A 20350-nucleotide genomic window follows, 5' to 3' on the forward strand; every position below is an offset into this window, starting at 1 on the left:
TAGTAATGAAAACAATTAGAACGATAATCCTCCTGATGATGGTAGCCCTGCTGCCTGTGCCTGCCCTGGCTAACGAGGGTGGAGAAGGTGAGGAGCTCGACATCCCCGAGATTGTACTCGAGCACCTGGCCGACTCTTACGAATGGCATATCGCCAGCTATCAGGGTAGTCATATCAGCATTCCGCTGCCAATCATCCTTCGTAGTGCGAGCGATAATCCAGGACAAAAGTGGTTCTTCTGCACCGCTCACAGTCTGCCCGATCAGTTCTTCTTCAGCGAGGAACATCACGGCAAGATATATGAGCGTGTGGGAGGCGAAGAGGTACGCCCCCTCGACCTGAGCATCACCAAGAGTGTGCTGCAGATATGGATTGTGGTGGTAGTGCTGATTACTGTTTTCCTGAGTTGTGCCCGCTGGTATAAGAACCACGATGCGAAGAGCGAGGCTCCGAAGGGATTTGTAGGAGCCATGGAGATGATCGTGATGACGATTCATGACGACCTCATCAAGTCGTCGATAGGTGAGAAGCACTACAAGCCGTATGCCCCTTACCTGCTCACGGTGTTCTTCTTTATCCTTACCTGTAATCTCATCGGATTGATACCTGTATTCCCAGGCGGCGCCAATGTTACTGGCAACATTAACATCACCTTCTTCCTGGCGGTGTGCACCATGTTGGCCATTAACCTGTTTGCCAATAAGGAGTACTGGAAGGAGATTTTCTGGCCCGAGGTACCTCTGTTCCTCAAGGCCTATCCCGCTCCGGTAATGCCACTCATCGAGTTGTTCGGCGTGTTCACCAAGCCTTTTGCGCTGATGATCCGTCTTTTTGCCAACATGATGGCAGGTCACGCTGTGATACTCTCGTTCACCTGTGTGATTTTCCTCGGTTGGTCGATGGGTGTAGGATTCGGTCTCGGACTGAATGCTTTCAGCATCATAATGCTTCTGTTTATGAATGCACTCGAGTTGCTGGTAGCATTTGTTCAGGCGTATGTATTTACCATGCTTAGTGCGGTGTTTATCGGGCTTGCCCACAAAGAGCACCACGCAGAGTAAAATGTAAGAATTGCAAAATTCAAAAATTGAAATAGAAACAACATTATTAATAATTAAAAATTAAAAGTATTATGATTTCAGCTTTATTTTTAGCCGAGGGTCTGGCTCAGCTGGGCTGCGGTATCGGTGCAGGTATTGCAACAATTGGTGCAGGTTTGGGTATTGGTAAGATTGGTGGTAGCGCTATGGACGCTATTGCTCGCCAGCCAGAGGCTACTGGTAAGATTCAGACCAACATGATTCTGACATCTGCTTTCGTTGAGGGTTGTGCCCTTTTCGCTATCGCAGCTTGTGCATTCCTTATCAAGTAAGGATTGAAGAATTCAAGAATTGAAGTATTCAAGAACTGAAAAATTTTAAATAATATGGATTTCAGTAAACTGCCAGCAATCCTCACCCCCGATCTGGGACTCTTGTTCTGGATGCTTCTGGCGTTTGCCGTCGTCTTCTTCGTACTTGCCAAGTATGGTTTCCCTGCCATCGTTGGTATGGTTGAGGAGCGAAACCGCTACATTGAAGACAGCCTCAAGAAGGCCCACGAGGCCCAGGAGCGTTTGGCTAACATCGAGAAGGAGGGAGAATCCATCTTGCAGGAGGCACGTGCCAAGCAGGCTCAGATACTGAAGGAGGCTGCCGAAACACGCGACGCTATTGTGGAGCAGGCTCAGGAGAAGGCTAGGGCCGAAGGTGCCCGACTTTTGGAAGATGCCCGTGTGGCTATCGACCAGGAGAAGAAAGCCGCCATTGCCGATATCCGTCAGCAGGTTGCCGCTCTCAGTGTTGGCATCGCCGAGAAGGTTCTCAAGCAGAGCCTGAAGGACGACAAGGCACAGATGGATTTGATTGACCGTATGCTGGATGATGTTTCTACTGATAAATAAGCATTAAACGTATGGATATAGGAGTCATATCGGTAAGATACGCGCGAGCACTCCTCAAGAGTGCCACCGACGCTAAGATAGAGCAGCAGGTGTATGCCGAGATGCAGCAGATAGCAAAGAGCTACATCGAGGTGCCACAGTTGCGCTCTACGATTGACAATCCGATGCTCTCGAAGGATAAGAAGGAGGCGCTGCTGCTCACAGCAGCAGGCAAGGAACCTTCGCCCCTGATGAAGGCCTTCGTACAGCTTGTGCTGAAGGAAGACCGCGAGAGTGTGATGCAGTTCATCGCCAATTCGTACGTCACGCTTTACCGCCAGCAGAAGAATGTCATCCGCGGACGACTCATCACCGCTGCAGCCGTATCGCCTGAAACAGAACAGAAGATGCGCCGCATGGTGGAGAGTAAGACTAATGGAACAGTAGAGTTTGAGTCGCAGGTTAACCCCGATATCATCGGTGGCTTTATCCTCGAATACGACACCTACCGGATGGACGCCAGTGTCAAAACCAAACTCAACAGTATTCTCAATACATTAAAAAAGTAAACAACAATGTCAGATAAGATTAAACCAAGCGAAGTTTCCCAGGTGCTGATCGATCAGCTCAAGGGAATCTCGGATGCCGAGAAGTTCGACGAGGTAGGTACCGTACTCACCGTCAGCGATGGTGTGGCACGTATCTACGGACTGCGCAACGCCGAGGCTAACGAGCTGCTGGAGTTTGAGAACGGTACCATGGCTATCGTGATGAACCTTGAGGAGGACAACGTAGGTTGTGTGCTCTTGGGCTCTACCTCAGGCATCAAGGAAGGCATGGTAGTGAAGCGTACCAAGCGTATCGCTTCTATCCGTGTAAACGACAACATGCTCGGTCGCGTTATCAATCCGCTGGGTCAGGCTATCGACGGTAAGGGTGATATCGATCTCACCGAGGCATTCGAGATGCCTCTGGATCGTAAGGCCCCTGGTGTTATCTACCGCCAGCCCGTTAAGGAGCCTCTGCAGACTGGATTGAAGGCCATCGACTCGATGATTCCTATCGGTCGTGGACAGCGTGAGTTGATCATTGGCGACCGTCAGACAGGTAAGACTGCCATCGCCGTTGATACCATCATCAATCAGAAGAGTTTCTACGAGGCTGGTAAGCCCGTGTATTGTATTTATGTAGCTATCGGTCAGAAGGCCAGTACCGTTGCAGCCCTCGTTTCTACACTGCAGGAGCACGGCGCTATGCCTTATACCATCGTGGTAGCCGCTACAGCTGCCGATCCTGCCGCTATGCAGTACTATGCACCATTTGCAGGTGCCGCTATCGGTGAGTACTTCCGCGATCGTGGTCTGCCTGCCCTGGTAGTTTACGACGATCTGTCGAAGCAGGCTGTGGCCTATCGTGAGGTATCGCTGATTCTGCGTCGTCCTTCAGGACGTGAGGCTTATCCCGGTGACGTGTTCTATCTGCACTCACGCCTTTTGGAGCGTGCTGCTAAGATGAACGAACAGCAGGAGGTAGCCGAGCAGATGAACGACCTGCCAGAGTGCATGAAGGGTCACGTTAAGGGTGGTGGTTCGCTTACCGCTCTGCCTATCATCGAGACTCAGGCCGGCGACGTATCGGCTTACATCCCAACTAACGTAATTTCGATTACCGACGGACAGATCTTCCTCGAGAGCGACCTCTTTAACCAAGGTTTCCGTCCTGCCATCAACGTAGGTATCTCGGTATCTCGTGTGGGTGGTTCGGCTCAGATCAAGAGTATGAAGAAGGTGGCTGGTACCTTGAAGATCGACCAGGCTCAGTATCGTGAGCTCGAGGCCTTCTCAAAGTTCTCAAGCGATATGGATGCTGTAACTGCTATGACGCTGGACCGTGGACGTAAGAACAACCAGTTGTTGATTCAGCCACAGTACAGCCCAATGCCAGTAGGCGAGCAGATTGCCATCCTGTATTGCGGTGTACACGGCCTGATGCGCGAAGTGCCCATCGCTAAGGTACGCGAGTGCCAGACATCGTTCCTTGATAAGCTGCGCTCAGCTCATCCCGAGGTTATCGAGACACTGGCCAGTGGTAAGATCGACGATGCTACCACCGCAACTATCGAGGCTGTAATGGCCGACATTGCTGGAACGTATAAAGCCTGATAGCCTATGCCTAGCCTGAAAGAAATTAAAGGCCGCATAGCCTCAGTCAATTCTACGCGAAAGATCACGTCGGCTATGAAGATGGTTGCCTCCAGCAAACTGCACCACGCACAGGTGGCTATTCAGAATATGCTGCCTTACGAGGAGTTGTTGGAGCACATCCTCAAGTCGTTCTTAGCTGCCGAAGCCGAGGCTCAGACTATCTACGATCAGGAGCGCCCCGTAAAAAGGGCTGCGCTGGTGGTGTTCTCAAGTAACTCGTCGCTTTGCGGCGGTTTCAATGCCAACATCATCAAGCAGATGACACATGCTGTGAATGAGTACGCCGAAACCATCGGTCGCGATAATGTGGAGATTTATCCCATTGGTCGCAAGGTGTACGAGAAGGCACGTAAGATGGGCTTGAATGTGCAGGGCGAGTATTCGGCCCTTGCCGATCATCCCAATGTACACGACTGCATCGAGATAGCCATGGAGCTGGGTCGTAAGTTTGCTCAGGGCGAGATTGATAAGGTAGAACTCATCTATCACCACTTTAAGAGTGCAGGCTCGCAGGTGCTTACCCGCAAAACCTTCCTGCCTATCGATGTGGAGAGTGAGTTGCAGGCCGATCATGAGCGCGATCTTGAGAGTGTGATTGCCACCAAGCAGAGTCAGGAGTACCTTAAGAATAGGGGAGAGCGTAAGGACGAGGGTGCTAAGAGCGAAGAGGTTAAGCCACTTAACGATAACTTTATCGTTGAGCCCGACATGAACTGTGTGCTCTCGCTGCTCATGCCAAAACTGGCTCACCTGATGCTCTACACAGCCCTGTTGGATAGCAATGCCTCCGAGCATGCAGCCCGAATGGTAGCTATGCAAACGGCCACTGATAATGCCGATGAATTGCTGCGCCAGCTCAACTTGCAATACAACAAGAGCCGCCAGCAAGCCATTACATCCGAATTGCTCGATATTGTGGGTGGTTCGGTTAATAACTAACATGTAAAAGAAGTTTGCGCAACCAAAAACGCAAACTTCTTTTCTTTTTATTCTAAATTATGTTAAACACCAAACTCAATTTTTGAGTTTTTGCAAGATTTTTTATAATTTTGCAGTCGCTTAAAAAAAGGATGTTGATTAAAATTATTTAAAAAATTAAAGTGCGACAAGTAAACTACTGTCTACTACGACACTTGTGGTGTGTGTTATTCGTGCTTTTAGTCCAAGCAAGCGCTTTGGCTCAGAAGCCTGATGCGCGGTTGTATAAACAACTGCCCGATTACCCTTTTGTGTTTGTTTCCGACTCGCTGGTGTCAGAACCGTTGGTTGTCAGCGATTCGCTGTTCGATATGATTGCGCGAGGTGTGCGATTCAAGGTAAACAGAACCGAGCTCCCTACTAACGATCCCTTTATCTCGTTGTATAACGACAGCTTGGTGCCTTGGCTCAAGAATCACAATCTTATTCTGCGCCAGGTATTTGTTAAGGGAGCCGCTTCGCCCGAAGGTCCTTACAATAACAACCTGCGTTTGAGCCGGGAGCGTACCAATCGCCTGATTGAGTTCCTCAGTAGTAACATCAATCAGCCCATCGCTCATCGTCCCATCAACTCCATGTTTGTTACCGAGGATTATGCCTATCTGGTAAAACTGATGGAGCTGGCTGGCGATGCCGAATATCAGCAGGTAAAAGCCATATGGGATGCCTGCAACGGCGATGAACGCCTGTGCAAGAGCAAACTCATGGCGCTGAATGGCGGCACCACCTGGAAACGCCTGCTGCAGGTGTATTTCCCCACATTGCGTCAGAGTCGTATGGTGCTGTGGTATATGATCAATCCCGAGTACATGCCTATCCCCAAATGCAATTCCGTGCTTAGAGCCGATATGCTGGCTGTGCCTGGCCTTGCTGCCTATTTGCCGCTATCATCCGATAGTATGTCAGCTCCCGCATTCAAGCGTCGCCACTTGATAGCTATCCGTACCAATCTGCTGCACGATTTCCTGTATGTGCCCCAGTTCGGTTTCGCACCTGGTGGCAATATCCAGTTAGAGTACTACCCGCTGTCGGGTCACTATACTTTCAATGCTGGTTTCACTTTTACCAACCATCGCCATTGGGAAACGCATAAGTTCATGCAGATTCGCGATGCACAGTTAGAGCTTCGCCGCTATTTCAAGGGCCAGGGCCAGTTCATCGGTACCTATCTCTCAGCCTATGCCGAAGGTATGGTTTATGGCATCGGCTTTAGCGAAACCAAAGGCTGGGAAGGCGAGGGTGGAGGCGCAGGCCTGGGCTTGGGTCACACCTTCAAACTCAACAAACGCGGCAGTCTGCGTATGGAGCTGAGTGCCAACTTCGGTTTCTTCCTTACCCGTTACGATCCTTATGTGTGGGGTAATGGCAACGTTATCGATGGCAAGTACTACTACGATTATCACGGTAGCATCAGCGACTTTAAGCGTCGTAACCACCAGTTCCTGTGGTTCGGACCTACCAACGCAGGTATCCATCTTACTTACGACATCATTTACAGAAAGAAGAAGGAGGTCACACGATGAAACGTATACATCTTATATATATCATGGCAGCCATGCTGGGCTTCGTATCATGTATCGAGCCCCCATTGCATCTGCCCGGACAGGATCTGGCTGTCGACGTACAGGTAGCCCAGACCGAGCTGAATCTGGTTTGGGATAACGAGGTGCAGATTGAGCACGAGTGGTATTACGGCTGGGATTTGAAAGACGATTCTATCTGGGGCGGCTTGGCCTATCCACATCCCTCAAGCTACGAGGTTTACCGCTATTATAAAGGCGATGATCCGCTGGCCAAGCACTCTGGTGTCGATGTGTTTACCATCGATAACAACCGCTTCCGCCGTTACTTCCAGTTCGGTTATTACGATATGCTGTTCTATAGCAATATCGACTCTCAGGATGGCACCCAGGTGCTGGTTATCAAGGAGAGTGCCGACTCGGTTATCGCTACTACTACCGGTACACGTGGCCTGTCACGAAGCATTCTGAATGCCAGTCGTGCCGACGAAAGCGATGCCCCGCTTGGTGTACTCAATCAACCTGAGATATTCTATGCCTGCTATTCCGAAAACGTGTATATCTCACCCGATCTCAAGGATTACGAGTACGACCCCGTCGAGAATGTCTATATCAAGCATCTCCAGGCCGAGCTCCGTCCGCTGGTATATATCTATCTGGTGCAGTTCATCCTGCTTAATAACGACGATGGACGTATCAAAGGTATCAATGGTAACGCCGCTATCTCGTCGATGGCTGCCAGCACCAACCTCTATACCGGACATACCAGCAACCAGCCTACGTTGGTTTACTTCAACACCCGTATGAAAGAGAATAGGGAGGTAGATGGTAAGATGTGCGATGTGTTTGGTGGCAAACTAACCACCTTCGGACTGTGCGACAACGAGCCCTACACCCGTTCTGGAGCCCCTTACGCAGGTACACGTAGCAATCTCAGCAATATCGTGTATTACGATCTGGTGTGGAACAACGATCAGGTTAAGACCTATCAGGCCGACGTCACCTCGCAGATGCAGGCCAACTCGCATGGCGGCATCATCACCATCTGGATCGACTGCTCTAAGCTCACCCCTCCCGATAGTAGCGGCTCCGAAGGCGGTGGTAGCCTCTTCATCCCAACCCTCGAGGATTACGATGAGGTAGAGTGGAATATTGATATTTGATTATTGACAAAACTTATTTAATTATATTAAAACAAAAAACAAAAATGAGAAAAATTCTAACTTATGCAGTTTCTGCTCTGGCCCTGGCCAGCTGTAGTAGCGATTCGCTGGTAAGCGATTCACCAGTAAACAACGAGGCCCCCATCGCCTTCAACGTGGGCCAAAAGAACATCACACGTACAACAAATCTTGAGGATGCTGGTTACAACGATTTCGGTGTTTGGGCTTACAAGGTGAAGAATGGTGAACCTTCATTTTCGGCTTTGGTGATGGGTAACTACAAAGTTGCTCATACAGCTGCAGCAGGAGAGACTCCAGCTAGTTGGGATTATGTAGGTAAAGTTGATGGTCAGGTTACACGTTATTGGGATTATTCTACTGATAGCACAAACTTCTATGCTTATGCACCTTATGCTTCTGCAACAGAGTTTAATGCAACAAACAAAACTATCACCGTTTCTTCAACTGCTGGTTACGATGCTAAAAATGATGTAATCTATGCTGGTAAATCAGTAGATAAGGAAAATGGTTATGGTAAAAATGTGCCCCTTCAGTTCAAGCACATTGGTGCAAAGGTAAACATTGCTTTCCGTGAGAACGTTGCGGGTTATAAGGTTCAGCTTATTGATGTTAAGGATAATACTGAAGCCGGTAAGGGTATCCAGTTGACACCAGCAGTTAATGATGATACTAAAACTGCTCTTGACGAGAAGTACACTAAGGGTGAGTATAATGAAAAGTCTAATGTAACCATCAGTTATACTAAACCTGATGCACCTACTACAAATGCAACAGCAAAAAAGACTTCTAATGTAAACCTGATTTTCGCTCTTCCAACAAAAACCGAACTTTCTGAATCTGATTATGAAGTTTCAACAACTACATACTATGCTGTTGTTCAGTCAGATAATAATCCAGGTTTCACTCTCCACGTATCTTACAAGCTGATTGCTGAGGATAATAATGAGGAGATTATCGTTCGCGATGCTCGTGTATTTATTCCTGCAAACATGGTTAAGTGGGAGTCTAACAAGGCTTACACTTATAACTTTACCATTACTACAACTGGTACTGGTAATACAGATGGTACAGTTGATGTAGATAGTCCTATTGTTCCAACAGATAAGGCTCTTAATCCTATCGTATTTGATAATCCTACAATCTCGGATTACGAAGCTGCAAATCCATATAATGAAGATATTTAATCGTTTAAACTCTATATCATGCTGGTGGGTTGGCGCACTTTTGTGTGCCAGCCTTTCGGCATGTTCTTCTGATACAACAATTCATGATGTTGAGGAACAGCATGATGATGTTCCTATGCAGTTCAGTCAGGCTGCAATTAATTCACCTGCAACCCGTGCCGGGGCGGATAATACTTTAACAACAGGTTTCTTGGTAAGCTGTTGGAAAGCTTTCGGCAACGATAAGCAGCAGGTGGTGATGAATAATTATCAGGTAAAGATCTATCAGGATAATTGGAATTTTAACACGAAGTGGGATTACGTAACATCCTCAGGTCGAACTTTTTACAAAGAACAGTATTTGCGATACTGGGACTTCTCAAATATGCCTTATCGCTTCCATGCTATCTCGCCTTGTCCTGCTGATAATGAGATTGGCAACTTTAGGTTATCTATCGATAATCTTACAATGCCAACGTCAGTTATCTATCAGTCAGAGACTATGGTCGATGGTTCGATTGTAGGAGGTGCTGAGCCCTATTATGTTGCTCAGGTAAGCTGTACCCAGGAGAGTGACGATTTTGACTACGACTTGCTGAACAATAATGCACAGATTAATAAAAGCAACGATGGTCACACTACTGGGCTTTCTCGTTATGTAGCCCTGCCATTCCATCATATCACCTCAAAGGTTCGCTTTGCTATCTATAGCAGCAATGGCGCATCCTTTAAACTCAGCAACATCAAGATTAAGGTCCAGCGTGCTAAAGGGTTCATTACCGAAGCAAATGGTTATACAGCAGATTTAACTACTACAACTAATATGCTTTCAGGACATTTTACGAACACAACTGCTGAACAGACTGAATGTGTGTTACTTACCGATGGTAGTGGCACCGATGATATTTCCCAATTTAACGCATCTTCTGCCCCTTATTGGTTCCATTGCAAAGATGGTCTGCTGCAGATACCACAGCAGGATGTTAAGTTGTTGATTTCTTTCGATATCAACGGCACCCCTTATAGCGATATTCCTATCGCTGTAAAAAGTGGCGAAACTACTATCGATTCCTTCACATGGGAGTCGAACAAGATATATACCTATTATATTAATATCAGCGATTTAAAACCGCTCACCATCGAGTTTAGTGCTGAGTTGGCCCCATGGACCGAAGTCACAGGTTCTATCAGCACCGATCTAGAGAAATAACAGAATAATAACATAATAAAGAATACAAACAAAATGAAAAATCTTTTCTACCCCTTGCTCATGGCCACCGCTTTCGTGGCAACAGCATGTACAAACAATCTCGAGGACGACGTAACCCCCGTCGACCCCAACGGCAAAACCCCCATTTCGTTCGTAGGCGAAACTAGCAATACTGCAATCACCCGTGCAGGATTTGAAAAGAATACGCTGATAGCAATGCATATCCGCAGTACAGATGCAAAGGATGATACTGATAATACTAATTGTGAGACACGAACTTATGCTAATGGCAAAGCTGCAGGTGAGGCATCGTTTTCTAAAATAGAAGCTATAGCCGATGAAAATGTTCGCTATTGGGACGATGCCTATGGTCGTGATGCTCAGCTGTCGGTTTTTGCTGTAGCGATTCCCAAAACGTTGCTCCCAAAGAATAACGGGGAAAATCTTGTAAATCTTCTCTCTGGTACTAGTGCATGGAGCACAAGTAAACTTAGTGAGACGATAGCTTGGAAATTGTCTGAAGATCAGAGTGGAACATCTGCTGACATTGAAAATTTTTCTACCATTGATGCCGAAGACCTTACTTATAGTAATAATGTTAGCAAGAATGGTGAAGGTGGTGTGGTATCATCCAATACAACAGATAAGAATGGTTACCTTAAGTTCCGTTTGAATAGTGGTAGCTCAACTGATGGTCCTGGTACTTTTGATCAGGGTAAACTTGAGTTTCATCATGCCCTGAGCCGCATTACTGTTAACCTTGTAAAGGGTACTGGTTTTGCTTCAACTGGTTCGTTCAATTTTACAGCTGACGCAGATGGTAAAGTAGGTAATGTGAAATTCTTAAATGCACCCATTTCAGGTTCTCTGGACATAGAAGTAGGTGCATGGGAAAGTAATCCTACTACTACAGACATCAAAAAGATGACTACTCTAACTATACCTGATAATGCTACATATAACCATTCTTTGATGGCTCAGGTATTGCCTGGTTATACTTTTACCAAAGGTAGTAATACAGACGTATTGGAGTTCTATATTGATAACAACAAGTATACTGTTTCACAGGATATGATGCTTACTGCACTTAATAATGGGCAGAAAACATCTGAGGAATCTATTACTATGAAACAGGGTAATAATTATATATTTACCATTACTGTTAATAAGAAACAGATAGAAGTGATTAGCGCCAGCGTGGTTGATTTTGAAAAAATTAATGGAGAACTTGCACTCGATAACCACCATTATAGTTTTGATTTATTTAATGGAGGAGTTGAAATAACTGATAATCTGTTTACATTCTATCGCTACCAGGATCCTACCATAACAAGCATCCAGACAACTGCAAGTAAAAGTACTGATTGGAATGGTAAATATACTGCTTCTACCAATTTTGCTTACGACTCAAATAATAAAAAGTGGGGCACAGAATGGTACTACGAGGATAACACCAAGTTCTATCACTTCCGTACTACTTCATCTGAGAATGTAACTTCAAATAATTATCATGTTGCAACTTCTGGTAGTGATTACTTTACAATGACATCAGGTGCAATATCTAACGATCTTGCTAAGGGTACTGATTATATCTGGGGTGCACCTATTAAAGCAATTGATGGTCTTACAACACCATTGCCTTACGATGTTGCGAATGGATATAGCACTTACATCAATCCAGCTATCGGAGCTACTGATGCTGATATCAGAATGACTCAGATGCACATGATGGCCAACATCAAGATTGTGCTGATAACTCCTGCACAGCCCGCAGCTACAAACAATTCTATTGTACTTTATGACGAGAAAAATAAAAAAGGTTGTACCATTGCTCTTACCAATTTCTATGCACGAGGTGATGTAAGCATGGGTAATGGTTTGGTTACTCCCATCAAAGAGAGTTTGAATACTGACGCAGCTGGTCAGACTATTACTGCTCCTTCTACTGCAAGTGCCGGTGTTTATTACAATACAGCGTATACTAAAACCAATGAGTTCTCGTACAGCGTAATACCACAGGCATTGGTTGATGGTACACGTAAGGTTGGCTTGATTATTACAACTCCCGATAATAACCAGTATTATGTGATTAACGATTTAAGTACCATTAAGATAAATGGTACTGACAACGCTATTACTCGTTGGAATCCTGGTTATGAGTATACCTATACAATTAAACTAACAAAGACTGGTATTACCAATATTACATGCTCGGTTGTAGGATGGGAAACAGTTGAGGCTGAACCAACTAATATTTCTCTCGAAAGCTAATTCGTTGTAATGAATAGAAAAGATTTTATATATACTCTTGCGGCCTCGCTTGTACTGGGACTTTGTTCCTGTACAAGTGAGGACTTCTGGGATACCTTCGACCGCACCGTCGATGGACCTATCGAGTTTACTGTTGGGGTAGAGGCTTCTCCAGCCCAGCGTGCCTTAACCCGTGCTGAAGAGTCGCCAGCAACAACTGGTTATTATGCCATGCAGCCAAACACCCAGGTTCGCCTTAGGGTGGATGGTACGTGGAATAGAAAACCAACCCCAGCTATTAGTAAGCCAACCACATGCACTACTGTAGCTGCCACAGAAACAGACAAAACCATCAACGCATTATCGTTTACCGAAAGCGAAAAGCTGTATTGGGACGACTATGGCATTGGCGATCCAGAAAACGAAGAAAATACAAATAAAGGCTTACAAGTGCTGGGTGTAGCTATAGATGGAATGAATAAGGCTCCTGCTATTGATGATAAATCAAAGTGGGAGAGTCTGCCATGGCCTGTAGCTACCGATGGCAAAAACGTATTGAATAGCGACATTATTGTTTCTAACAATCTTTACGTTAATCGATATAAGTTCGAAAAGCCTACAAAGGAGCATCCTGGCAACTTGGTGTTTACCCATCCCTTAAGTAAGATTACTATTAATATTAAGGCTGGTGTTGGTTTTACAAAGGGCACAATCGGTAAAACAACTTATAAGTTTGAGGAAGACCCTGTAGTAACGCTGACTCATGCCAAATCTTTGGATGGTATCACCAATTCTGCGAATGACTATTGCCTAACAAATGGTACAATTAATATTGCCACTGCTACAGCGACAGCTGCGAGTGAAGGCAAATATAAAGCTGCTGTCATCGCTGGAACTACCAGTACTACTGATAAAACCTATACCGTTATCAAGCAGGCGATAGTTTACCCTGATACACAGTTTGGAGATAATGATGATGATGTGATTGCTGTGGTACAGGCTGATGGTAATGTATATTATGTTACGGCAAAACAAATTCGTGCCAAGATTACAGAAGTTGGTGGTCATACAAACTTTAAAACAAAAGCTGGCTACAACTACATTATTAATGTAACTGTAAATAAAACAGGTCTCTTAACTACCGCTACCGTAACGGCTTGGAACGAAGTTGTTTCGGACGAGGCATACCCTAAAATCAATGTAACTGGTTCAGAAACTCAAACAGTATCATTACCTTCTAGTGTCTGTGGAAAATTTGATTTTTGGTATAGTGAGACAATTGATGGCGGCTATGTTTGTGGAGCTACACCTTCAATTATTTCCGATGGTACAATGGATTGGAAAGAAACTAATTTGCTGTATTGGCCAGACCACAATACCCATTATCATTTCCGTGGATTATTCCCATATCGTGATGAGGATGCAAAAACAGGTCCTCTTGTCGTAGAGGATAAAGGTATACAGGTTGTTAAGGTGGCAAATGGCGCTTATAATGCCAGTACCTCACCAAGTAATTTTATGATTGGTATGCCTGAGTTTGATGATGAAACATTATGTGGGAACAAGGAAACTGGGCATACGCAGGTAGATATGCGTACCGGTGGTATCTGCGCACGCGAAGGCTATATCAACCTGAACTTCCGCTATATGATGAGTCAGGTGGAGGTGAAACTAACATCACAAACTGATGATAATAACACCGCCAAGTTGGTTAAATTGGATTATGTAAAGGTTGAATTAGTGAATGTTGGTACCGGGGGTAATATTCTGCTGAGCGATCGTTCGGCTGTAGTTCCAATCGAGAGCGATAATAAGTTATATGCACTCCACATGGTAAATGGTGATAATAAGCACTATCATGATATAATCATACCACAAACGCTGATTGATAATGATAAAAATAAGGTAAAGTTCAAGATTACGGTATATAGTGAAGACCCTGCTCTGAATGCATCTGCCGCCAAAGATGTGTACTACGCCGATGTGGCACCTATTAAGGTGGCTGCCAATGGTGGTACAGCTAAAGCAACAAACGTTTGGGAGGCAGGTGTACATTACGTATATAACCTGAACATTACCAAGACGCAGATTAATGCTGCTGCCACGCTTACCGATTGGACTACCGTAGCGGCAAGCGAAGACGTTTGGTTCTAAAAAGATTAATGGATAATAAGGATATGATTATTAGGAGATATTTCATACTTTCACTATCAGCTCTGATGTTGGCAGGATGCGCGGGTGATGAGGTGGTAAACAACAGCTCATCTACCGATGAACGTCTGCCTTTACGCCTCGAAGCAACCCTCTCAGGCAATCGTCCTGTAACACGTGCCGAGGGCAGCAAGTTTGAGACTGGCGATGTGCTTTATAGTTATGTACGTCACGTATATAGTACTACCGATTTAGCAAGCGCTACATCATACGAATTGGCTTCACAAGCTAGTCTTGTAGAATTTGAAAAAGGTAGCGATGCTATGGTCGTTGTTAATACATCTACAAATTCGACTTCGGATTTGACTCCAGGCAAAGCGCTGTATTGGGATGATTTCAGCAACGCAAGCGTATCCACCGAGAACCTGCGTCAAGATAATCACGGCTTGCAGTCGTACTATGGTTATTGTTATAATGGTGGCACGCCAACCGAGGCTCTTAATACAACAACTACGCCTACAGGTGTTCTTGTTTGGACAACTACTCCAGATCAGTCGGCTAAAGATGCTATGAAGCATAACGACCTTCTGTGGTCACCAGCGCAGACTCCAGTGGTATATGATCATGGCAGTTCTAAAGAGAGTGATCATGGCACTATTACTGTTCCTTATACCCACGCTATGAGTATGTTTACCATTGTTGTTGAGGCTAAGGATGGGTATAAAGATGGTGATTTGAAAAATACGATAGTTACCTTGAAGGGGGTAAGTGAGGTTGGTACATTTGATGCTCCTAAAGGTGAGGTTACTGCTTCTGGCTCTATCGATGTGACAATGTGTCCTGATGGCAATACTAATAAGACTACTCGTACTTATCAGGCTGTTACAGTACCCCATACAAAACTTGAGAAAGATAAAGTACTTGCAACTATTACCGATGCTGGTGGTAATAACTATGAGATTATAATTACCGAAAAGATTCTCGAAGCTGCTAACTGGGGGAATGGCCTTACTTCTGACGAAACCAAGAGCGGTGTTAACTATCTGCTCAACGTTAAGCTTAATAAGCAGACCATCAGCGTGTCGGCAACGCTGGCAGATTGGATACCTGTCACAGCTACAGGTGAAGGCCAAATCCAGTTCTCGGCTGATATTAAAGATAAAGGTAACAACGATACGAGTCTGAATAAAGACGATTCGTTCACATTGTGGAGAGCAAAGAAAGATGGCGATAAAATACTTGTAGACGCTGACTTTGGAAGCATTGCAGCTACCTATTCTTACGATGGTGGGGCTTTTTCAGTATCATCTACATCCGCCCCAATTTATTGGCCCAATAAAGATGATAGCTATTTCTTCCGAGCTTTGGCATATCAAACCTCTGAGCATACCCTCCTGGAAGTAACAAGCACAGAGGTTAAACAGGGTACCGATTTGCTATGGGCTACTACGCCTGCGCATGAAACTTACGAGGCAGGCGCTGCCATTGCACCTCGTACTGGTACTGTGCCTTTGTCGTTCGAGCATGCCATGAGTAAAATAATTATTACTTTGGCTACAAAAGAAAATCCAAACGATCCTGCGTATGTTAATCTCAGCAAAGCAACAATCAAATTAACTAATCTGTCGACATCGGGTATTATTGCCTTGATTGATGGTGAGATTAATGCTGCTGATGCAGTTGCTTCGGCTTTTGATGATGGAAATAGTGGCGATATTAAGATGATGATCCCGCAGAAACTAGATAACGCTAAGTTGGTTATCAACCTGCACGATGGTGCCACTGATGCTACATCTACAACATACTCATTGTCTCTCAAAGACTGTATAGACGATAAAACAAAAGTAAAAATAGGCGAGTGGCTTCGTGGTAATCAGTACAGCTATACTATCACCATTACCAAAGAGGAGGTAAAATTCCGTGCTATGATTCAGAAATGGACAGAAAATTATGGTAGCGGTGAAGCAAAACTTGATTGGGATTAACAAAATGAAGATAGAAAAGAATTTATATATGATTACGGCGGCCTTGGCGATGGCGATAGCCCTTACTTTGGGGGCATGTTCGGAGGCTGAGGTTGAAAACGGCGGTAAGCAGCAGGGCCTGATGCCTGTGCTGTTTTCGGCAGGTAATATGGATGTTGCCGTTACCCGTGCTTCGGCTGCGTATATGCCGCAGAACAGTAAGTTTGTATGTAAGATGTTCTTCCATGCTGGCCCTAATGACACCGACAGTACAGAATTCTACTCGGCAACCAATCCGCTTACAGTTGATGTGAACATGATGACAGACCAGTTGAAGATTGAAAACGAGTATGGTAATGCCGTCTTCTTGAATAATACTTTCTATTGGCAGAATCGTAAGGACCATGTATTCCTGGCATTAACCGATAATAACCAGCTAAAAGCAGATTCTACATTTACAGGCGACTCAATTGAGTTCGATTTGACTCGTGGTGATAAGGATACGATTGCTCAGCAACCTGATCCTATCCTGGCTTATGAAATAGCCAAACCTTTAGGTGCCACCTCCGAGGCTAATCGTGTAAAGCTGTTCTTTGAGCACCAGTTTGCGCAGGTACAGGTAAACATTATGAATTCGCAGGAAGGTTCGGTTGATATTAAAGATGCTTCTGAGGTAATTTCTGTTGAGTTGTTGGGTGTGGCTCAAAAAGCATATGTTCCCTTTAGTATTCAGCCCAATGGTAAGATTCAAAAGCCACAAGCCGAAGAGGTTGATATCAATACCGGTAATGATAGCGAATACGGCTCGTCGTTTAGCCTGATTGCTCGAAAGGTGACTATCCCTGGTTATCTGAAAACATTCGAGGGTATTGCTTTTGGTACGTTGCAGCGTATTCGTGTAACATGGACCGAACCTGGTGGTACTGTTACACATAAAGCCATTGTAAATAGTGTAACAAAAACTACGCTCGAAAGCGGAAAGAAATATATCTATAATATCGAGTTGCGTCGCAGTACCATAGCGCAGGTAATCCCTCAGATTGTTGATTGGAATACAGGTAAAACATATAACACCGAGGGTACTATTAATGATTGATGATGATGAAAAGTAAGATAAATAAGATTATACAACTGTTGCTGATGGCAATCCTCGCGGTGGTTACCACGAGTTGCCGTGAAACCTTCGAACATATATTCTCGGATGATATCGAGGTGGGCGAGGAGGTGATGTTTACCACCTCAATGGCTAATGCTGTTGTAACCCGTTCTGCCCAATCCGATTACGACGAAGCGATGAAGAACTATAAGGTTGTAGATAAAGCTTATGAGTTTAGTATTACGATGCGCTCGAAAGATGGTAATTACGAAAAAACAGGCGAATATACCATTGATGATAATTATGATAATGGTACCTTAAAAGGTACAACAACCCAGCTTTATTGGCCAAGTACTGTGGTAGAATACGGTTTTAAGGCTATTGCTGGAAGTGAGGAATTGTCAGAAACGCAGTCAAATGTAACCGATTGGCTTAAACAAGACCTTTTAGAAGGATTTGGTTACATTAAAAAATGGCAGGGCGACGAGAATACAGGTTCGCCTATCGATAATATTGATGACTTTAACTATCGAACAGCAAAGGATTGGAAGGATCTGAATAGTACAGTTAAGCTGTTTTCAGATGATACTGATTATAAAAAGATTCCACTTTTCCTTAAGCATAAGCGTGCTCGCATTAGTGTAATACTGAAGGCTGGCGAGGGTGTTAGTCGCGAGGCATTACAGGTTGAAAATGCCAAGAAAGATATTTCGGCAACCATTTATTCGTATGGTGATGCTAAACTGGAAATTGCACCGCTAATTTGCAAGGATTCAATTATTTACGATGGTGAAACAAAGTACACTTACACCACTCGTTACGATGCAATTGTAAAACCATACAATTATTATACGAATCCATCATCCGACCTGATAACCAAGATAAACCTTTCGGGTCAGAACTATTCGTTCTACCGAGCCAACGACGAAACAAGTGATGATGGTAATTATAAACTTGAGCCAGGCAAGCATCTGATTCTTACCGTTACGTTAGGTCGTGGCAGTCGTCAGAACAAAATGTCGGCATATATCCGTGATTGGACTGAAGAGATAAAAACCATTGTCAGCGATGATTATGGTAATGCTGGCGACCCCATCATGATTGATAGTCGCGATAGGTTGATTGCTTTTCTTAAGAATTCAGAGCAGAATAAGGCAGGTAACGTAGCGACTTTAGAGAAAAATATCAATCTTGATGGTTATGACGAGAATTCTACTTATCAAGGTTCATGGGATCAGTATAAGAATTGCAAACTAAATTGTACTTTAGATCTTGGTAACTTTGCATTAACCAGTAACTCATGTTTCCTTGATGAACTAGGTGAGGCTGCCAGCTTGCTTAATGGTACCATCCAGATAGGTGGTACGGTAGATGCTGCTATTGCTAACAAGAATAGTGGTTCTATCAGTAACATCAATATTACGGTTAAGGATAATTCGGGAGCTTCTGCCAAGGTGGCTGGTGCTGTGATTACTAATAACGGCACCATCTCTAAGTGCCGCTCTGCGCTTAAAGTGGTTAGTACCGATGCTAATTATGTAGGTGGTATTGCAGCCACATCTACTTCCAACGGCACTAAGGCTGCTGTTATAGATGGCTGTACGGTAACAAATCGTGTTTCAAGTAGTAATTCTGAAGCCTGGGTAGGTGGTATTGTGGGCCGTGCCGATGGTTATGTTACCAACAATACTTTCGAGTATGGTATAACCTTACTGCAAAAAGATAACCATAGAAATATTGTTGGTGAGCTGATATCTTCTTATAAGTCAATCGATGGTAATGCTTGGCCCACTATTGCTACATATTCGGGTATGAATAATACGTATTCAAATCCCTATACCGGTGTTATCGATAATGAGAAAGAGCTTAATTATGCCTCTGGTAAAGGTCGTTATCGCTTAGCCGACGATATTACTGTAGATTCTCCCACAGGAAAAGATGTTGAATATGAATTGGATGGCAATGGTAAGCAGATTACTACAAAATCCATGATCTTTAATTCGATAACTAGCCATGTGCATGATTTTACCCTTATGTTGAGCGATAACTTGAAATCAGAATTGAAAGATGATGGTACCGATGTAATGGCTCCCTTGGCTTTATTTCTTCATGGTACCGACGCCAAGATTAGTAATGTAAAGGTAAAGATGGCCGATCCCGATTTTAAAATCACATCATCTAACCCGGCCGGTTTGGTGGTATGGGTTTATGGTGGTGCTACCGTTAGTGGTTGCGAGGCAAAGGTAAACATTGTATCACAGGCTCCAACCAATAATACTCAAGGTCATAAACTGGCTGGTGGTATTGTGTCGGCAGTTTCGAATGGAACCGTAACCCAGTGTGTGCTGCATAGAGGCAGTACGCTTACTGGCTCAACATCCCAGCAGGCCTATTATGGCGGTATTGTGGGTGGTATTATGTATAAACAGGATTCTGACGATAAAGTTGAACTTACCATTACCGACTGCAGTAGTTTTGTAAAACTTGATAACGACGAACACCATGGCAGTATCTTAGGATATGCCAAGAATGGTTCTGCAAATGGTACAGCTAAGGGGTGTCAGGGTAACTGGTGGCCTACAGATGCTGATTGCCGTGGTGTGGGAACCTATTTCGAAAGTGTTGAAGCTGCCATCGGTAAACGTAATGCCATTGCACCAACTTCTGATTCAAATTATTAATTACGATGAAATTAAAATATAGATATAT

15 protein-coding genes are annotated in these 20350 nt (G+C 44.6%); all 15 read left to right on the plus strand.

Features of this window, described 5'->3' with window-relative positions:
• The first annotated feature begins 5 nt into the window (after window positions 1-5).
• Window positions 6-1061 (plus strand): F0F1 ATP synthase subunit A, encoded by a 1056-nt coding sequence (gene atpB / locus T499_RS0106025; RefSeq protein ID WP_033150092.1) that lies wholly within the window; start codon window positions 6-8, stop codon window positions 1059-1061.
• A 68-nt stretch (window positions 1062-1129) separates the two neighbouring features.
• Window positions 1130-1372 (plus strand): ATP synthase F0 subunit C, encoded by a 243-nt coding sequence (gene atpE / locus T499_RS0106030; RefSeq protein WP_028913239.1) that lies wholly within the window; start codon window positions 1130-1132, stop codon window positions 1370-1372.
• A gap of 54 nt (window positions 1373-1426) precedes the next feature.
• Window positions 1427-1942: a F0F1 ATP synthase subunit B gene (gene atpF / locus T499_RS0106035; RefSeq protein ID WP_013065315.1), complete on the plus strand. Its 516-nt coding sequence runs from the start codon at window positions 1427-1429 to the stop codon at window positions 1940-1942.
• An 11-nt stretch (window positions 1943-1953) separates the two neighbouring features.
• Complete coding sequence (locus tag T499_RS0106040) at window positions 1954-2490, plus strand: F0F1 ATP synthase subunit delta (protein WP_013065407.1); 537 nt, start codon at window positions 1954-1956, stop codon at window positions 2488-2490.
• 6 nt (window positions 2491-2496) lie between these two features.
• Window positions 2497-4083 (plus strand): F0F1 ATP synthase subunit alpha, encoded by a 1587-nt coding sequence (atpA, locus tag T499_RS0106045; RefSeq protein ID WP_013063841.1) that lies wholly within the window; start codon window positions 2497-2499, stop codon window positions 4081-4083.
• Window positions 4084-4089: 6 nt separating this feature from the next.
• Entirely contained in the window at window positions 4090-5064 is a 975-nt protein-coding gene (locus T499_RS0106050; protein ID WP_013063234.1) for a F0F1 ATP synthase subunit gamma, read from the plus strand.
• Window positions 5065-5300: 236 nt separating this feature from the next.
• Complete coding sequence (locus tag T499_RS0106055; RefSeq protein WP_157054526.1) at window positions 5301-6626, plus strand: DUF3575 domain-containing protein; 1326 nt, start codon at window positions 5301-5303, stop codon at window positions 6624-6626.
• A complete protein-coding gene (locus T499_RS0106060) occupies window positions 6623-7786 on the plus strand; it encodes a hypothetical protein (protein ID WP_033150094.1) in 1164 nt (387 codons plus the stop codon). Before T499_RS0106055 ends, T499_RS0106060 begins: the two co-directional genes overlap by 4 nt.
• Window positions 7783-8991, plus strand: a complete 1209-nt coding sequence (locus T499_RS0106065) for a fimbrillin family protein (RefSeq protein ID WP_198021245.1) — start codon at window positions 7783-7785, stop codon at window positions 8989-8991. The genes T499_RS0106060 and T499_RS0106065 overlap by 4 nt, the downstream gene beginning before the upstream one ends.
• Window positions 8978-10180: a fimbrillin family protein gene (locus tag T499_RS0106070; protein ID WP_157054527.1), complete on the plus strand. Its 1203-nt coding sequence runs from the start codon at window positions 8978-8980 to the stop codon at window positions 10178-10180. The genes T499_RS0106065 and T499_RS0106070 overlap by 14 nt, the downstream gene beginning before the upstream one ends.
• Window positions 10181-10213: 33 nt before the next feature.
• A complete protein-coding gene (locus T499_RS0106075; RefSeq protein WP_084162912.1) occupies window positions 10214-12451 on the plus strand; it encodes a fimbrillin family protein in 2238 nt (745 codons plus the stop codon).
• 9 nt (window positions 12452-12460) lie between these two features.
• Window positions 12461-14584 (plus strand): fimbrillin family protein, encoded by a 2124-nt coding sequence (locus T499_RS0106080; protein WP_033150098.1) that lies wholly within the window; start codon window positions 12461-12463, stop codon window positions 14582-14584.
• A gap of 23 nt (window positions 14585-14607) precedes the next feature.
• On the plus strand, window positions 14608-16566 hold the full coding sequence (locus T499_RS0106085; RefSeq protein ID WP_198021246.1) for a fimbrillin family protein: 1959 nt from the start codon (window positions 14608-14610) through the stop codon (window positions 16564-16566).
• Between the two features lie 4 nt (window positions 16567-16570).
• Entirely contained in the window at window positions 16571-17641 is a 1071-nt protein-coding gene (locus T499_RS0106090) for a fimbrillin family protein (RefSeq protein ID WP_198021247.1), read from the plus strand.
• 5 nt (window positions 17642-17646) lie between these two features.
• On the plus strand, window positions 17647-20322 hold the full coding sequence (locus T499_RS0106095; RefSeq protein ID WP_157054528.1) for a hypothetical protein: 2676 nt from the start codon (window positions 17647-17649) through the stop codon (window positions 20320-20322).
• Window positions 20323-20350 lie beyond the last annotated feature (28 nt).

Origin of the sequence: Prevotella sp. RM4 (assembly GCF_000701965.1) — a bacterium.
GTDB lineage: Bacteria > Bacteroidota > Bacteroidia > Bacteroidales > Bacteroidaceae > Prevotella > Prevotella ruminicola.